Source organism: Paenibacillus taichungensis (assembly GCF_050994985.1).
Classification (GTDB): Bacteria; Bacillota; Bacilli; order Paenibacillales; family Paenibacillaceae; genus Paenibacillus; species Paenibacillus taichungensis.
The window spans coordinates 5,343,628-5,361,009 of the sequence record NZ_CP194720.1; the positions used below are offsets into that span (position 1 = coordinate 5,343,628).

Below are 17,382 nucleotides of genomic sequence, written 5' to 3' on the forward strand. Positions count from 1 at the left end.
CAACTTATAAATGATTGAAGGGAATCCAATATATGAAACTCGACCGTTTATTAGCCATTGTTGTGCTGTTAATCAATCGTGGCCGGGTACAGGCAAAGGATCTAGCTGATACGTTTGAAGTATCCATCCGTACTATCTACCGAGATATAGACACGCTGGGCCAGGCAGGTATCCCTGTCGTCACCTATCAGGGCGCAAGCGGTGGTATTGGCCTGGCAGAGGGCTACCGGCTTGATCGAAACGTACTGACCGACAAGGATCTGGCCTCTATTGTCACTGCGCTGCGCAGTGTCTCCACCTCCCATACGAATGTAGCACGGGATCTGTTAATGGAGAAACTCAGCAGTATCGTGCCTGAAGCCAAAAATGAGGATTTCCAGGCCAATACCAGCCGCTTCATTGTAGATTATTCGATGTGGACCCATCCCGAAGAACTGCAAATGAAACTTCAACTCATTGAAAAGGGCATGGATCAACTGCGGCCCATTACGTTTACCTATTGTAGTGCAGAAGGTACTCAAACTCATAGAACGACCGATCCGCATACCCTTGTGCTCAAAAAGCATTCCTGGTATCTCTATGCGTTCTGTCACGAACGCAACAATTTCCGCATGTTCAAGCTAGTCCGCATGCGAGATGTCGTCCTTGCCCAAGGAAGCTTCGAACGCAAGCCGATCAACCTGCAGGACAGGCCCTGGCAGCAAGAATGGGCAACTCCAGATAATAAAGTGGCCCTGAGCCTGAGATTCCATGCTCGTATCCGTCACATCGCAGAGGAATGGTTTGGCATAGAGAACGTCGTTTCTGATGGTGAGGGGTATTATATGAGCCAAGTCGCATTCCCGGAGGACAACTGGTTGTATGGGTTCATTCTTGGATTTGGCGCGGATGTCGAAGTGCTGGAGCCTCTGCATATTCGGGAAGAGATTCTTAGAATTGCTGAACAAATTGTACAACATTATAAAGCCCCACCCCTAACCTGACAGACAGGTGTCCAGTTCCTCACGTTATACTTCTACTATATTCAAGTTGTACATAACGAGGAGGAATTGATCATGAACGTCACAGTATGCCAAAGCTGCGGAATGCCACTTACTACCCCTGCTCAATTCGGAACAGAAACGGATGGTACTACAACCCGCGAATACTGTATCTATTGTTATAAAGAAGGCAAGTTCGAGCAGCCCGATATTACGCTGGAGGGCATGATTGAAATGTGCACTGCCATCTTGAATCAGGAAGGTATGGACGAGGAATCAGCAAGGGCGATGCTGCGTAACCAGCTTCCTTTTTTGAAAAGATGGAATACCTCCGGCTCAGAACGGAACGTGACATTTGGGGCAGAAAATTCGGATGATTCCGTTGAATTTAATCAAAAAACTCGCGACAATCGGCTTTCCACAAAGCCCATTCGGTACGTCACATTGCCAGGAAAGCGCCTTGCAGGTGTGTCCGCCAGAACAACCAATGCCGTTGAGATGAGTGGCAAAGGCTGTATTCAGGGACTCTGGAACAGCTACTTCGCCTCAGATCATCAGCCTGCCCCTGAAGCGAACCGCTATGGCTGTTACGCTAATTATACAGATGGCATAAATGGAGAATACACTATACTGGTGGGTCATGAGGTGGGTCTGGATGAAGCGTTGCCTGAGGGAGTGAGTTCCGTTGACCTGCCGTCTGCAACATATGCGGTGTTCACCTCCAGAAAGGGCCCGATGGGCGAGGTCGTAGGTGAGGCCTGGGGTGCGGTGTGGGCCTGGAACAATCAGGGGGAGCGTACGTTTACCGGAGATTTCGAATTGTATGATGAACGAAGCCTCGATCCTGAGAACGTACAAGTGGACTTGTATATCGCTGTTCGCCAAGAAAAATAAGAAAAAAAGTGATTATGGTCATTTCTTAATTCCAATTTCACCGTTTCGATCTATATCCCAGTAATGGAATACCGCTCCCGGATTTATACAAAATGCTGTTAGGCTGTCAGGTTTTCCTGACGGCTTTTTGGCGTTTCACCTTTGTCTATCCATCGAAAAATGCCCTAATATGCACCCGACAACCGACCATGGTACCAAGTTAGCTAGCTTGCACCGTACCTATACAACCAGACAATATGTCTTAATTTCGACACAATTGGCATTCCCAAAACTGGGTCTATTCACTTAACAACCGCTTCTATCCTCCCATACGAAACCTCACATATGCGGTCCTTTTCTCCTGAATTTACTTAAAAACGTTTACATCTCCTGAATACGGGGTAAAATCACTACAATCCAATTGGAATTACACCTTAAAGTTGCTTGATTCGTCTAACAAGTCACATATACCTATTTGCGTAACAGAGACGATAACCCGTCGAAATACATAACCTATTAATAATCACATATGCATATTCAAAAATGCATTAAAGGAGGAACCAAGATGATCCGCATGCCTATTCAGCAAATGATCCCGTACCACCATCAATATCCGCGCAACACGGCGACCACTGCTCCCAAAAAGGAGAATGAGAACACTCAAGGTCTATCCTTTCATGAAATTTTGCAACAAAAAATGGCTAAAAAGAATGCTGCCCCTTCTATGCGATAAATGAAATGACGTGCGAATTGAGAATCGCTTACGTGGTTTGCACCGTTCCTCTGCGAAGTTGTGGATGAACGGTTATTCGCGTTTTCACGATAAATGTTGCTACCTCCGTATTTTAAATATGTACAGTCTATTGTCACATCCCTATAATGGGTTAAATATCTGCGGAACTTATATGAGACATAATCCATTTCAGGGGGCAAGTATGATGATGACCATTGGCTGTTTTCACGCTCACTATTCCAACATTTCACTGATTGAAGAAGCGCTCGCTCCTTATGAGGTTGAACTTGTACATTATGTCGATCCGGGGCTGGATCGCCTCAAACATGATGCTGATTTCACCGAAGCAGTTATACATGAGAAAGTATCACAAACGCTGCAATGGATCGCACATTGTCATGCCGACGCCATCCTTGTCACCTGTACCCTGTTTGCAGCCGTACTTGAGCAGGAGGTACAACATGTTCCCGTACCCGTGGTTGGTATTGATGATCCCTTACTTCAGGAAATGCAGCAGAATCCTGGCGAGTACATTCTAGCGTTTACCAACCCCGCAACGATTGAGGGAACGATGGCGCGGGTGAATCTGGCTTTGCAGCAAGATGATGAAGATGAGCAGCGACACGAGGCCGTGACCATAAAGACTGAAGCAGTACTGATCCCGGGCACATTCGAGTTAATTATGCGAGGCGATAAGGAAGGTTATCTTGCAGCAGTGAGCACCGGGTTACAACAACTTGCTGAGCAGTTCCTGGATAACACGGTAGTCGCAGCTCAACTGTCGATGGCTCCCGCAGCAGTACGGGTCACAACAGACACAGGCATAACGATCTATAGCCCGCTGGCAAGGCTTGCATCGTATTTGGAGAAGAAGTTGAGCTTGAAGCGGCGTTAGACTTTGAATCCGAGACGTAAGCCATTCAAACCATCTACATCTACAATTGACGGGAGGAATAAGCGTGCGTTTTCTTTATGTTGTTATATTATTTGTAGTTGGATTTGCCTGTTCGGCATTTTTACATGGAAGTAATCTCAAACTCAGTGATGCACTGTTATTTGTTATTGCCGGGATTTTATATAAAATGTGGAACAAGAAAAATCAAGAAACCCATACTGATGAGAACTGAATGTTCAGATGATTGTACACATACAAGAAATCAGAAAAAAGCTGTTCCTCTCCTCAATCACGGAGAAGAACAGCTTTTCGCTATGTCAGGCTGCCCAGATTACGCTGTAACTACGCCTAAGAGCGTGTCCGGTATTCCTCAGCCTTTTCCTGCATACCCGCTGCCACGGCCTCATTTTCGGACAAACCTTTATCTGCGGCAAAAGCACGAATATCCTGCGTAATGCGCATGCTGCAAAATTTCGGCCCACACATGGAGCAGAAATGGGCTTCCTTGGCCCCTTCCGCCGGCAACGTCTCATCGTGGTAGGATAGCGCACGTTCCGGATCCAGCGATAGGTTGAACTGATCCCTCCAGCGGAATTCAAAGCGTGCTTTGGACAGCGCATCGTCCCGCCGCTGGGCACGCGGGTGACCTTTCGCCAGATCAGCGGCATGAGCAGCGATCTTGTAGGCGATAACACCTTCCCGAACATCATCCTTATTGGGCAGGCCCAGATGTTCTTTTGGCGTAACATAACAGAGCATGGAGGTACCAAACCAACCAATCATTGCTGCTCCAATTGCCGAGGTAATATGGTCATATCCTGGTGCAATATCGGTCGTCAGCGGTCCCAGCGTATAGAACGGCGCCTCTTTACATATCTCCATTTGCAGATCGACATTCTCCTTGATCTTGTGCATCGGCACATGCCCTGGACCTTCAATCATCACCTGCACATCATGCTTCCAGGCGATTTGTGTTAGTTCTCCAAGCGTAGCCAGTTCCGCCATCTGAGCTTCATCATTGGCATCGTAGATGCTTCCTGGGCGAAGTCCGTCTCCGAGCGAGAACGCCACGTCATACTTTTTCATAATCTCGCAGATTTCTTCAAAATGGGTATACAGAAAATTCTCCTCATGATGTGCAAGGCACCATGCTGCCATGATGGACCCGCCCCGTGACACAATGCCTGTCATACGCTTGGCGGTGAGCGGAATATATCGGAGCAGCACGCCTGCATGGATCGTAAAGTAGTCCACACCCTGCTCTGCCTGCTCAATGAGCGTGTCACGATACAACTCCCAGGTCAGGGCTTCAGCTTCTCCATTGACCTTCTCCAGCGCCTGATAGAGCGGTACTGTTCCAATCGGTACAGGTGAATTGCGGATAATCCATTCGCGGGTCGTATGAATGTCCTTGCCTGTGGAAAGATCCATCACCGTATCCGATCCCCAGCGTACGGCCCAAGTCATCTTCTCCACCTCTTCCTCGATGGAGGAGGATACCGCAGAGTTTCCGATGTTCGCATTGATCTTCACATGAAAATGACGCCCGATCAGCATTGGCTCACTCTCCGGGTGATTGATGTTCGACGGCAGGATGGCCCTGCCACTCGCCAGCTCCTGCCGCACAAATTCCGGTTCCACACCCTCACGAATGGCGGCGAACTCCATCTCCGGCGTGATCAGTCCCTGCCGTGCATAATGCATCTGGGTCACGCAGCGCCCTGCCTGTGCCCGCAATGGTTTACCACGCAAGCCTGGATACTTCTCGGCTCCAGTTCGCTTCCCTCCTGGTTTCAATCCGTTATCCTCCGGTTTTACCGTTCGTCCCTGGTAGGCTTCAACATCTTCACGCTCCGTAATCCAGCGGGTACGCAGTGCTGGCAGCCCTGCCCGGATATCGGCATGAAATCCGGGGTCGGTCATCGGTCCGCTCGTATCGTAGACACGCAGCGGTTCGTTATACTCCACTCCTTGAGGAGTATTGGTGTCATGAAGGGCAATTTCACGCTCCGGTACTGCAATGTCAGGTCGTGAGCCATGAATGTAAACTTTGCGGCTGCCCGGGAAGGGCTGAACCCGTCCTGCCGTACCTTTTTCCTTTGCCAACTGCTGATCCTGCTTGTCCTGTCCCATCGTTCGGTTTCCTGTACTCATCGCTCTTGTCTCCTCCTCATTAGTGTTTGCCTGGATTGAAATACTTGCACACGGCTCCAAACCATCCACAACATAGAAAAAGAAAGAGCGACCCTACAACACAAAATAGAGACATACAATTCAAGTAATACAGACATACGAGGCAAAAGATATCGGAACCCAATGCTCGCCAATGCTCCCAGCTCTTTATCCAAAAGCAGCTCTGACACCAGCTTTCGCCTGTTTACTGTATAAAAAAAGCCGGTTCCCAAGGGAACCGGCTTATCTCCATCACCAATAACACACCTTATAGAGACTCCTTAGTGGAGCCTATCTATAGGTTAAATTATATGGTGTTCGTGATCGTATCGCCGATTACTTCCCTACGCTGGTATGATCCAGATCAGGTGCAAAGGGTCCGGAATCTCATGCGATTCCGTCTCAGTCCGGACAATTCGGACTCCCCCAGTAACGTTAACAAGTTGCAGCATCTAGGCCGCAGATTCATATTCATTTATGCTGACCCTGTTGGGCCATCCATTACAGAGTAGCGCAACCGAATCATAAAAACAACCTTTAAATTCCAGAAAATAAGATCAGGATAGCATAAGCCCCATCTGCGTAGCAGCTTCCTTCAACACAGGTGCGTATTCATGCAACGTTTCTTGCGAGAGACGGCTAACAGGCCCGGATACCGACAGGGCAGCAGCGATGTTGCCTTTCCGATCCATTATGGGTACAGATACTGCTGCGGCTCCCGGTTCACGTTCCTCATAACTTGTTGCGTAGCCGTATTCCAGAATGTCTTTCATCTGTGCCAAATATACTTTGGGATCGATAAATACCGGCCATTCCGGTCCATTCATCAGATCTTCGCGGTCCTCTTCGGTGGCAAAAGCCATCAGCACTTTGCTGGATGCTCCCACTGATAACGGAAGTCTGACGCCCACCGGAGCTACACGACGAATCGCCTGATCACTCTGCACGGCTTGAATTCGAATCCGCTCACTGCCATCACGCAGATATAAACTCACGGTTTCGCCCAGTCGATCTCTCAGCCGCTCCATCGCAGGAAGGAGCAAAATGGCAGGATCATCGCTGCGAGACATATGGGCAGACAGTTCCCAGATGCGTATGCCGAGTCGATACTTCTCAGTTGCAGCATCCCGGATTACGAACCCTTTGTCCTCCAAAGTAGCCATCAGACGATGGACTGTACTCTTGTGCAGACCGATCTGGCTGGCAATTTCCGTGAGTCCCAGATCACTGCGGGTTGTAAAACACAATAATATATCCAGCGCCCGTTCTACAGCCCGGACGGTTAACTTTCGGTCTTCCATGGCAAGTTGCCCTCCTCATGTTTCATCACATGAAACTTGGTTACATAAATTATATGAGAAACGGTCTCATCTGTAAACCAAAAAGCGCCATTTGGAATAGGGATATTTGTAAATATTTTCTTTTTATAAATTAGAATCCCCTGCATTTTGCACCCTAAGGAAATGTTACCCATATATCTTCAGAACTATATAACAATTGCGTAACAAATGGCCTCAATCAATTGACTTTGACTATATTGGAACATACGATAAAGATATATTAAATTAAGATTTTGCTTCATAAGTAGTCAGAAAAATCATTTATCCGCTCTGTTCGTCTCGTTGTTATCTTCATTTGATTTTTAAAGGAGGGGCAATCATGTATCCGACATCCCAGAGCGAAGCCCCGCTGCAAACGAAAGTGTCAGATCTGCCTTCTTCGTTATCACCGAGGCTGATCCGGTTCAAACATATTGTCGTGGCGTTGTTGCTCTCCGTTGTATTTTTTCTGCTCTTTTGTTTCATTGCACTACACGGTTATATTGCTTGGGTATTATCCAATCCAACTGTAGCGCCTGTATTCTCCAATCCCATGCAGGCGAAGAACATGAAGTATCAAGACATCACGTTTCCGGCAGCAGACGGCAGTCGAACGATGCAGGGTTGGTATATTCCGGCTGATGATAATGCAAACAAAACCATCATATTCAGCCATGGATATGGTGCGAATCGTGAAGAAACCTGGGTACCGATGTATGACCTGGCCCATTATGCTCATCAACTTGGCTTCAATGTGGTGATGTTCGATTACGGTTTCGCTTCACAGGTGAACAAAGCTGTCGCTACAGGCGGCAAAGCCGAGTCCCAGCAGCTGCTTGGTGCTATCCAGTTTGCGAAGCAGCGCGGAGCTCAGGAGCTTGTCGTATGGGGATTCTCCATGGGTGCAGGTACAGCCCTGCAAACTGGGCTGATTACCAAAGATGTGGATGCTATGATTCTGGACAGCACGTTCCTGCTTGAGCCGGATACGCTTTATCACAACATCCATAATCAGATTGATCTTCCGCGTCAGCCTACGCTGGAGATTATGAACCTGCTGTTCCCTATTCTGAACGGGACCGGATTGCAGCAGATTCCGTATCAAGAAGTGAAAAAAGAAGATTATCCTTTCCCGATTTTCTTCATCCATGGTACCGAGGATGAGAAAGCTCCTTACCCGATTGCTGAGCTGCTTGCCGGCAACCAAACCAATTCAAATTCCGATGAATGGATTGTGGACGGTGCGCATCATGAGCTGATCTTCCGGGAGCATCCGAAGGAATATCTGCGCCGTGTCTCCACATTCCTGAGTCATGTGACGAAGACGAGCAGCGATGATGTGGAAAATACCAATACCGGAGAATCGTGAAAATCCGATAATTCAAGAGCCCCTAGGGGGCTCTTTTTTTGTGTACATAGGACAACATACCTGAAGAATATACTTTTGGGATGTAATTAAAGACAGCTCTACCTTGTACATTACAAAATTGAGCGAACCGGGGAAACAAAATTCATTTCTTTTGCTGGATCTGAATTCAAATTCATCTGAACGGAGGTTTACCGCTTATGAATTGGTATGGATATGGGCATCTGCTTCCTCTGCGGATACTCGAAGAAGTCCGTTTCTGGAAAGAGCAAGAGAAGGAACATACGATTGTCATTCGTGCCTTGGTCCCTGATCTTGAACCCTCTTATGTTAAATGGCTTGCGGAATGGGAAGCGATCTTTGAGAATAGCGAACGAGTCGCGAATCAGCTGTTGAAGCAAATACTGCCTGGAACCCAGCCGCCTGCTCCTTACATCATCCGCTGCATTGAACAACTCGTAGCGGCTGCCTGCACACAATCGCGAGAGTTCATTAGACAGTTGTACGTCCTACTGGAGCAAAGTACTGCTGTTCAGCAAGTGCCGATTGCCAAAGTGGTTATTCTGCATTTTATACGTGAATCCGAGTATTTCCTGGGGGTACTTGAAACGCTGAAACAATCTGGAGCTTTGCGAGATTTGGTGTCTGATCCCAACGTACAAGTACAAGTTGCTTCAACGCCCGTTTCCGAACAGCCCTATCGTGAAGCTGTAGAAGAATCGTCCAATGTTGCGGGAAAAATCAATAACTCCACTCCAGCGTTACAGGCACAATCTTCAGCGACTGTACAGTCTCCCGATGCAAATGCAGAGGACACAACCAACTCTACAGCTGCGCCGGTCAAGGAGAAACCCGTGCCTATTGGAGGGCACACACTGCCACCCCTACCCTACGCCTACAATGCGCTGGAACCACATATTGACGAGATGACGATGCGCATACACCATGACAAGCACCATCAATCCTACGTGGACGGACTGAACACCGCGGAGAAAAAGCTGGCAGAATCGCGGAAAAAGAATAATTTTGAACTCGTCAAACATTGGGAACGCGAACTCGCATTTAATGGCGCAGGCCACTACCTGCATACGATCTTCTGGACGATCATGAACCCTAAAGGCGGAGGCAAGCCTTCCGGTATGCTCGCAGAGCAGATCAAGCGGGATTTTGGCAGCTATGAAGCGTTCAAGAATCAATTTACCGAAGCCGCCAACAAAGTAGAAGGCAGCGGATGGGCCATGCTGGTATGGAGCCCGCGGGCGCATAGATTGGAAATTTTACAAGCGGAGAAACACCAGAATTTATCTCAGTCCGACATTGTGCCTCTCCTGCCGCTTGATGTATGGGAGCATGCCTACTATCTGAAACACCAGAATGAACGCAAAAAATATATCGAGGACTGGTGGAAGGTTGTGTACTGGCCAGCTGTGGCGGAACGTTATGAAACTGCACGCAAGCTGTTATGGCCGCCTTATTAGGATTCTCGGGCTAAGCATAGCATCGGGGAGTACTCTGGAGCGCATTGAATCCATGGTGCTATATGTTGATGTAAAAAAAGAGATATCTCCAGCCGAATGACTGAAAGATATCTCTTTGAGTTTGAATACAACTATTTACTTGCGGATAGAAGCTGCCTCAATCGCTTCATAAGCCCAATGTGTGGCAGGTACATCCGACCAATGTCCTGCCGCATTCGTTTCAGCTTGAAGACCGATCAGCTTATTCAGCATTGTAACAGCTTCAGCGCGGGTTATCGGCTGACTTGGACGGAACATTCCATCCTTGTATCCGGTAACTACTCCCGCCGAACTTAATTGTTCTACTGCTTGTTGCGCCCAATGCTCGTTCATATCGTTAAATGCTGTCGGCGCAGTAGTCATCTGATCAGATGTTAATAACGGCTGTAACACGACAGCCATTTCCGCGCGGGTAATCGCTTGATCCGGCTTAAAGCTGCCATCTGTATAACCTTTAACAGAACCGGATTGGGCTGCTGCTGATATAGACGCCTGTGCCCAGTGGCTGGATGTTACATCTGTAAATTCATGACTTCCCTCAAGAGCAGATGTTCCCAGAATACGCGTGATTAATGTTGCCATTTCCGCACGAGTTACATTACGCTCTGGTCGGAAACGGCCATCCGTGTACCCCTGAATATAAGGTTGTGCTTTTAATGTGTTGTCTGTCCAGTCTTTGACCTTAACAATGGAGAAAGTACTAACATTTATCGGCATTTTTCGTGAAAATATGCCTTTTCTCGCATTTTCGCAAAACCACCTTCAAATGAACATATTTTCCCGTTCATTTATTGTTCAGCGAGGCACACCTGAATCGAATAATCCAAATACAGATACAAAAAAGCAAGCCCCTATACTAGAGACTTGCTTATCATTTGAGGCCCACTATGCAGAGCGTTTACCTTAGGAAGCGCAACCCTCACAGGCAACATAGTTGTCGCCAACCTGTTTGCTAATTGCGATCAGATCGCCCAGCTTGATATCTTCTTCACCTGTAAATTCAAGATCAGCGATACGCGCAACGATCAGGGCAGCTGCTTCTTCCTTGCTTGTAGCCATTTGGCTAAATTCAGACTTTTCGCCTGTTGAAATGACCTCATATAAGTACGTATATCTTAAAGTTTCCATGTAGACACTCTCCTTCCGAAATCACATCATATCATCTCTATTACCCAATTCCAAGTCCAAGCTTCTGAACCTAATCGTAACGCAGTTTCATCTGCTCAGCCGTCCGTCTAACGGCTTCCCGATCCACGCTCAACACACGGCTCGTCTGCGCCAGGGGAAAACGCTGACGCAGTGTACGTACCAGCGAGGCTGTATACGCCGCAGCAGAAGGGACACCTGCCAGTTCCTGCAAACTCGCCATCGTTCCGGGCCGAACATCCGGATATCCTTCACTGGCACCGTCTGCTGCATCCTGATAGAACTTACGCACGTCGGCTGCCAATTGGTCCCCTTGTCCTTCCACGATGATAAAGGCCGTAATGATATAAGCCTTGGCCTGTCTGCGCTGGGCAATACCACAGAATTTCAGTCCACCCACACTGACATCATAATCGCCAGGACAGAAGGCGCCTTCGATCTCCCCCGTACGTGCCTGACTTGACCAAGGTGTTAGCGATTCTGCAATCAGTGAGGCCATCTCCCGAAAATCATCGTGAATATTGATGGCGCGTCCAGGGTTAGGCAAAATTAAAGATACGTTAACCACCCCTGGATTCAGGGGAACTGCTGCACCACCGGATGGACGAACGCAGACCGCTGTTCCCTGACTTCTAATGCGTTCCATCGCTTCTACCGCCTGTGGTAGCCTCCGATCCCGCAATCCTGCTACAAAGGCATCTGGATGCCGCCATATATGAGCAACGGGCAATTGGCTCTCTCCCACCCGGCGGCACATGACTTCTTCCCAAGCAAATGCTTCAAGCACACTGCTCCCGTGCCGCAGCAGCGGTGTCTCCCAAATTTGCAGAGGCAATGAATGATCCAGCTGCATCTGCTGCTTTGCTCCCGGCGATCCGGGTTGATCTGAATTGGACGGTACACTCATATAAGATAGCCTCCGACTAAACTAATCTGGATGAATTGAAATAGTTACATGACCCTTATGTATCCTCATGAATGCAAAAATAATATATAAATAAGCCGGTTCCCCAGGGAACACGGCTTATTTAAGAAAGCTTCCATTGGCACAAGCATCTATACTGCCATTTCAGATTCAGCAAAATGCCGAATGAAATGGAAACAACATGATGGTGCCGAAGGATTCAACGCTTCTGGCTTGTCCAACGTGTGGAATGAGCCCGAACTTTTAATCTTTTACCAGCGACAGGAACTCAGCGCGCTGTGCCGGATTGTCACGGAAAGAACCACGTACAGCAGATGTAACCGTCTTACTGCCCGGCTTCTTCACGCCGCGGGAACACATGCACAAGTGCTCGCCTTCCACGACAACCATGACACCGTTCGGCTCTACCGCCTCAGTCAGAATATCGGCAATCTGTGAGGTAATGCGCTCTTGAACCTGCAGGCGGCGGGTAACTGCCTCCACCAGACGGGCCATTTTGCTCAATCCCACAATTTTGCCGCTCGGTACATATCCAATGTGCACCTTGCCGAAGAAAGGCGCCATATGGTGTTCACATTGGCTGTAATAGACAATGTCCTTCACAATGACCAGTTCTTCATGATTCTCGTCAAACGTCACACCAAGTACATCGCGCGGGTCCACTTCATACCCGCCAAAAATCTCTTCATACATCCGGGTTACGCGTGCAGGCGTTTCCAGCAGCCCTTCCCGCGTACTATCCTCACCGATCAATTGCAAGATCTGTTCAATGTGATACTCGATCTTCTCCCGATTGTCGGATACTTTTGAATTCAAATAATCTTTAACGCCAGCCACTGCCGAACGCCTCCTTTCGAACCACATACTGTAAGCAGCTATTCACTTCAGCATTATGCATAATGCTCGCTCACAGCTATTATTTTCGGCGGCCCGAGTTTTTACGCGCAGGATGTTGTTGCGGCTGAGGCATCTTCGCGCCTGGCTGCTGGTTCTTCATCATCTGCTGGGCGCGCTGCATTTGCTTGCCGTTCAGGTTATAACCCATTTGCTTCGCCATCTTCTGGAGCATGTCGGGATCGCTTTGCATTTTCTCAAGCTGTTTCCGCAAGTAGTATACCCCAATGAAAAATCCTCCGACCAGACCAACAATCAATGTAATAATCGGTATTGCTATTTCCATCTCTTAGACACCTCTGTATGCAATCTAAAAAGCCTGATGATCCGTGTCAGCACATGATGTTATACGCTCACGATGCAAACATGACACGCACCGGATTTCCTGAAAGTTATCATAGCATTTCCGCACGCCTTGAGCAAACGGATTTTCCAGCTATACGCTGAATTTAACATCCAGAAAACAGATCGAAAACATTCAGTAAATCTCTCAGGAGCATCCGTATAAGTTACATCAGTACCGCCTCTATGAAAACGGTTGTATGCTGAGCCAGATCCACTTCAATCACATCCAGATCATAACGTGTACTGCCACGTGCCACCCGAATGACCGGCCTACCAGGCAGACCCCGGTGCTGACGCACAATGACTCCGGTCTCTTTGGTAGACAATCGAACTGCTGTTCCATTCGGATAAACGGACACACTCCGGTTGAATTCGATCAGAATGTCACGATCCAGCTTCGTGCCAGACATCGCCATCATCTCTTCACAGGCTTCATGTGGCAGCATAATTCTACCCGAAAGGCCATTGATCAGATTATCATACGTGTTAGCTGCACTGACGATTTTAGCGAAAAGATGAATGTCTTTTCCCTGAATGCCCCTCGGTAGTCCCGTACCATCCACATGCTCATGATGCTGCAGAGCCGTATGTGCCACAAGCAGATTAAACTCCCGTTTGGACTTGATCAACTCGAACCCTTTCCACGTGTGATGCAGGGATGAGTTTGCTGCTGAACCGCTGCCAGGTGGCTCCCCCACTTTGCCGATGTCATGCAATAGAGCTCCGACGGCCAGATCCTTGAGCTGCACATAGTTAAGCCCCAGATTCAGACCAATGACAGAAGAAAGCAAACATACATTCATGGCGTGAACATACTGTGCGTTATCTTTGGTCCGAATGTCTGTGAGCTGAACAAGCAGTTCACGCCCGTTCAGAACATCGTTCAACAATTTATCTATGCTGATGGCGACCTTCTTCGGGCTCCAGTCTTTCCCGGAACGGATAGAATCGAGCGTAACACTCATTTCATTAATTACTGCCTTTTTCGTGGCTTCATCCAGAATGTCTTCTGTATCCACATCTTTATACGCTTCATCCTGGATGTACAGCATGGTCACGCCAATACGCTTCAGCGTATTAACCATAAATACGGTGAGCTGGACTCCGGCAGACAGCAACACCGTGCCGTTGCCGGAATATATGGTTTTGCCCAGAAGCTCCCCCGCCTCCACGCTCTCCACGTTAACATACTTCATGAACGTCCCCCGCTCTTACGATTGCTGCTCCAAGTTGAGCAATTGCTCTTTGGTTTGCAGCCCGCCTACATAACCCACCAGGGTTCCGTCTTTACCGCTGATGCGGTGACAGGGAATAATAATCGGAATCGGATTTTTACTAATAGCATCCAGAACTGCGCGAACAGCTTTGGGTCTGCCGATGATTTCCGCAACCTGTTGGTGTGTTGAGGCCTCTCCATAAGATATATCGGACAGGACTTGCCATACTTGTAGCTGGAATGGTGTTCCAAACAAATCGAGCTTCAGATCAAACGCTTTTCGTTCTCCTGCAAAATACTGCTTCAACTGTTGTGCAGCTTCGCTCAGCTTCTCTTCATTTTTCTCATATCGATATTCGCCAATCCATGTACGAGCCCATTGTTGCAAATGCGCCTCGCGCACATGGAATGCACCAAAATCAATGTGACACAGGCCTTTATCCGTCGCACAGAGCGTAAGTGTACCGATCGGCGTTAGCACCTCATCGTAATATACCGGCGTACCATGCAGACCTGTTACGGCTGATGGTTTCCATGCTGCAGCTTCTGGTTTGGCAGGCTCTGTCGTCTGCCCATTTTCCTGTTCGGGTGTCTTATTCTGTTCCTTCTGATCCTCAGGCTTATCGTTGCTCTTTGGCTCTGCCTGAGGCTTATCGGGTAAGGTCTCGGACGAACTCAGTCGTTCCTTGGCCTTCTGCAGCATGCTTAGCACGTTCCCATCTTGTTCGTTAGCGGCAGCTTCCCCAATGGCTCTCATTGCGTCTTCTCCTCCAATTCTGCTCAGCGCCCAAGCTGCAGTTCCCCGCAGCTCGGGACGCGGATCACGCTTCAGTACCTCCGTTAGTTTCGGTACAGCGGTTTTGTCTTTGAAATTGCCAAGGGCAATTACGGCGTTGCGCTGAATTGGCTTCTTGCCCCGCCAAGCGGCGGAACTTTGGCCGAAGCGCTCTTTGAATTCACGGTTACCGATGTCTAGCAACGGTATCAGCAAAGGTTTTACAATCTCCGGATCGGGATGAAACTCAGGATGGTGGTCCCAGTTTTTACCCCGATTCTTCGGGCAAACAATCTGACAGGTATCACAACCGTACAGACGGTTGCCAATTTTGAGCATAAACTCTTCATCCACGAAGCCTTTCGTTTGGGTCACAAACGAAATGCAGCGCTGTGCATTCAGTTGTCCCGGCCCGACCAGTGCTCCAGTTGGACAGGCATCAATACACTTCGTACATTCACCACAATCCTCGGTCACCGGGTTGTCTGGCTGAAACGGGATATTCGTGACCAGTTCGCCGAGAAAGATCCATGAACCGAATTTGGGCGATATAATGGCACAGTTCTTGGCACTGAATCCAATCCCCGCACGCTGGGAAACAGCACGGTCCACCAACGCCCCCGTGTCTACCATACTTTCAATCATGGCTTCAGGTACGCGTTCACGTATAAAATGAACCAGCTTGTCCATTGCTGCACGCAGGACTTGGTGATAATCCTGACCCCAGGCGGAACGAGCCAGAATACCACGGTATGCACCCGGCTCCGACTTCGGCGGATTAACCATCTTCGATGGATAAGCCACGGCAATCGCAATGAGCGAAGCAGGCTCGCCATCTTTCAACTCTGGACGTATCCTTTTCTCAATATCAGGCTCCTCAAATCCGGACTCGAATCCTTTCGCCCGATGTTGCTCCAGAATGGACTTCAAGGTCACGAATGGTTCTGCCGAAGCAAATCCTATATCATCAATACCCATCTCGGGAGCTGCTGCCTTAATCTCTTGTTTTAACTTCTCCCATACAGCTGCTGCCTTTGCTGCTCCGGTCTGTACACTCGTCATATCTATTCCCTCTCTTCTTCCACGCTAATTCCGCAAATAGTGAACGCCCGCCTCAGGTGGGAGGACAGGCGCTGATTTCGATATACAAGTCGGACATACCGGAGCTAAAAAGAAACCGAGTCTATATCGTTTAACGCAAAATGCAGCGTGAAGTTGTTGTCCTTGTCCTGCTAACATTTTACAATTTTTTAATTTCTGAGAACGGCCAAAAAATAAACTCCGCCCTGCCTACAATTTCACTGGAAGTAATGCTGCCAAACACACGGCTATCCTTGCTCTTGCCTTCATGACGATTATCTCCCATTACAAAGTAATGATCCGCTTCCAGCGTAATCGGTCCAAAATCAGGGTCCTGAACCTCCGTATCCGTGTACGTTTCGGCTTGCTGCTCCCCATTCACGAATAAATGATGGTCCCTTACTTCAACTGTGTCTCCAGGAAGTCCCACAATCCGTTTGACCAGAAAATCTTTTTTCTCCACACCTTCGCTTGGATCACGAAGCACAATAACATCTGATCGGGACGGTGTCCCAAAATCATATACAATTTTATTTACAAACAGACGATCCCGCTCAACCAGCGTCGGCTGCATCGATTGACCTTTGACCATCGAAAGATTGAATACAAACAGGTTCAACAGCATCATGATTACAAAAGCAATCACTATGGTTTTCACCCAGTCCCAAAGCTCTGCACCCCAGGATTTCCCCGGTGGATCAGGCACTCCCGGACCATTTCGTTCCTTGGAAGCTACATGCTCCGTTGAAAGATTATTGGAGTTCAAAGAGACACCTCGTTTATCCATTTTGTGAAAAAAAACGTCGATCGACATACTTTCAAGGAAGACAGATTGTATATAGTGAAAGTTTTTCTTAAAAATATCAGGAAGCTGGCGTTCCGCGTTTATATGTTCTGATATTACCAAAATTGAGTGATCATAATCCTTTCAATTCTACTTCATTTGCAAGAGTGAAACAATTGGTTATGAGCACCAATACAACTTGAAGGGTGAATAACAACGAGATTAAAACAGTTGAACCAGGGATTAATTTAAATGGAATGGCGTTCAGAAGTGGCGAAAAAAGGGGAATAATCGGTGAATAGCACCCATATAAATAGAAAGGCATATCCCTCACGTTGTTACACGTTGAAAGATACGCCTAA

The 17,382-nt window shown here is 48.1% G+C and carries 17 protein-coding genes and 1 riboswitch; of the genes, 7 read left to right on the plus strand and 10 right to left on the minus strand.

Annotated elements, in window-relative coordinates:
- The first annotated feature begins 32 nt into the window (after nucleotides 1-32).
- The 5 genes from ACR1R9_RS23975 to ACR1R9_RS23995 all read left to right on the plus strand — a co-directional run bounded on the left by ACR1R9_RS23975 (nucleotide 33) and on the right by ACR1R9_RS23995 (nucleotide 3,713).
- A complete protein-coding gene (locus ACR1R9_RS23975; protein ID WP_433922498.1) occupies nucleotides 33-983 on the plus strand; it encodes a helix-turn-helix transcriptional regulator in 951 nt (316 codons plus the stop codon).
- Between the two features lie 72 nt (nucleotides 984-1,055).
- On the plus strand, nucleotides 1,056-1,874 hold the full coding sequence (locus ACR1R9_RS23980; RefSeq protein ID WP_433922497.1) for a zinc ribbon domain-containing protein: 819 nt from the start codon (nucleotides 1,056-1,058) through the stop codon (nucleotides 1,872-1,874).
- Nucleotides 1,875-2,418: 544 nt separating this feature from the next.
- Entirely contained in the window at nucleotides 2,419-2,586 is a 168-nt protein-coding gene (locus ACR1R9_RS23985; protein WP_161490662.1) for a hypothetical protein, read from the plus strand.
- 202 nt (nucleotides 2,587-2,788) lie between these two features.
- Nucleotides 2,789-3,481, plus strand: a complete 693-nt coding sequence (locus ACR1R9_RS23990) for a hypothetical protein (RefSeq protein WP_433922496.1) — start codon at nucleotides 2,789-2,791, stop codon at nucleotides 3,479-3,481.
- A 64-nt stretch (nucleotides 3,482-3,545) separates the two neighbouring features.
- Nucleotides 3,546-3,713, plus strand: coding sequence for a hypothetical protein (locus ACR1R9_RS23995; protein WP_176854678.1), 168 nt, complete (start codon nucleotides 3,546-3,548; stop codon nucleotides 3,711-3,713).
- Nucleotides 3,714-3,829: 116 nt separating this feature from the next.
- Here the strand turns inward: ACR1R9_RS23995 and thiC are convergent, their stop codons facing one another.
- Together thiC and ACR1R9_RS24005 are read right to left on the minus strand one after the other, a co-directional pair.
- Nucleotides 3,830-5,614 (minus strand): phosphomethylpyrimidine synthase ThiC, encoded by a 1,785-nt coding sequence (gene thiC / locus ACR1R9_RS24000; protein WP_433923659.1) that lies wholly within the window; start codon nucleotides 5,612-5,614, stop codon nucleotides 3,830-3,832.
- 363 nt (nucleotides 5,615-5,977) lie between these two features.
- A riboswitch (TPP riboswitch) is annotated at nucleotides 5,978-6,091 on the minus strand.
- Between the two features lie 119 nt (nucleotides 6,092-6,210).
- Nucleotides 6,211-6,954 (minus strand): IclR family transcriptional regulator, encoded by a 744-nt coding sequence (locus ACR1R9_RS24005; RefSeq protein WP_063568040.1) that lies wholly within the window; start codon nucleotides 6,952-6,954, stop codon nucleotides 6,211-6,213.
- A 358-nt stretch (nucleotides 6,955-7,312) separates the two neighbouring features.
- Between ACR1R9_RS24005 and ACR1R9_RS24010 the strand changes: the two genes are divergently transcribed.
- A complete protein-coding gene (locus ACR1R9_RS24010) occupies nucleotides 7,313-8,341 on the plus strand; it encodes an alpha/beta hydrolase (RefSeq protein ID WP_076290486.1) in 1,029 nt (342 codons plus the stop codon).
- Nucleotides 8,342-8,538: 197 nt separating this feature from the next.
- The gene (locus ACR1R9_RS24015) at nucleotides 8,539-9,816 is read left to right on the plus strand and encodes a Fe-Mn family superoxide dismutase (protein WP_099858749.1); all 1,278 of its coding nucleotides are present in this window, start codon (nucleotides 8,539-8,541) and stop codon (nucleotides 9,814-9,816) included.
- A 135-nt stretch (nucleotides 9,817-9,951) separates the two neighbouring features.
- Here ACR1R9_RS24015 and ACR1R9_RS24020 read toward each other — a convergent pair whose 3' ends face one another.
- The 8 genes from ACR1R9_RS24020 to lepB all read right to left on the minus strand — a co-directional run bounded on the left by ACR1R9_RS24020 (nucleotide 9,952) and on the right by lepB (nucleotide 17,023).
- The gene (locus tag ACR1R9_RS24020) at nucleotides 9,952-10,572 is read right to left on the minus strand and encodes an S-layer homology domain-containing protein (protein WP_433922495.1); all 621 of its coding nucleotides are present in this window, start codon (nucleotides 10,570-10,572) and stop codon (nucleotides 9,952-9,954) included.
- A 186-nt stretch (nucleotides 10,573-10,758) separates the two neighbouring features.
- On the minus strand, nucleotides 10,759-10,983 hold the full coding sequence (locus tag ACR1R9_RS24025; protein WP_053779639.1) for a hypothetical protein: 225 nt from the start codon (nucleotides 10,981-10,983) through the stop codon (nucleotides 10,759-10,761).
- 70 nt (nucleotides 10,984-11,053) lie between these two features.
- Nucleotides 11,054-11,908 carry a lipoate--protein ligase family protein gene (locus ACR1R9_RS24030; RefSeq protein WP_433922494.1) on the minus strand — a complete coding sequence of 285 codons (855 nt, stop codon included), beginning with the start codon at nucleotides 11,906-11,908 and terminating at the stop codon, nucleotides 11,054-11,056.
- Nucleotides 11,909-12,169: 261 nt separating this feature from the next.
- Entirely contained in the window at nucleotides 12,170-12,763 is a 594-nt protein-coding gene (gene folE / locus ACR1R9_RS24035) for a GTP cyclohydrolase I FolE (RefSeq protein ID WP_076290489.1), read from the minus strand.
- 79 nt (nucleotides 12,764-12,842) lie between these two features.
- Nucleotides 12,843-13,106, minus strand: a complete 264-nt coding sequence (locus tag ACR1R9_RS24040; RefSeq protein ID WP_076290490.1) for a YneF family protein — start codon at nucleotides 13,104-13,106, stop codon at nucleotides 12,843-12,845.
- A gap of 223 nt (nucleotides 13,107-13,329) precedes the next feature.
- Nucleotides 13,330-14,361, minus strand: coding sequence for an HD-GYP domain-containing protein (locus ACR1R9_RS24045; RefSeq protein WP_076290491.1), 1,032 nt, complete (start codon nucleotides 14,359-14,361; stop codon nucleotides 13,330-13,332).
- A 15-nt stretch (nucleotides 14,362-14,376) separates the two neighbouring features.
- On the minus strand, nucleotides 14,377-16,218 hold the full coding sequence (gene queG / locus ACR1R9_RS24050) for a tRNA epoxyqueuosine(34) reductase QueG (RefSeq protein ID WP_099858753.1): 1,842 nt from the start codon (nucleotides 16,216-16,218) through the stop codon (nucleotides 14,377-14,379).
- A gap of 178 nt (nucleotides 16,219-16,396) precedes the next feature.
- Nucleotides 16,397-17,023 (minus strand): signal peptidase I, encoded by a 627-nt coding sequence (gene lepB / locus ACR1R9_RS24055; protein ID WP_433922493.1) that lies wholly within the window; start codon nucleotides 17,021-17,023, stop codon nucleotides 16,397-16,399.
- Between the last annotated feature and the right edge of the window lie 359 nt (nucleotides 17,024-17,382).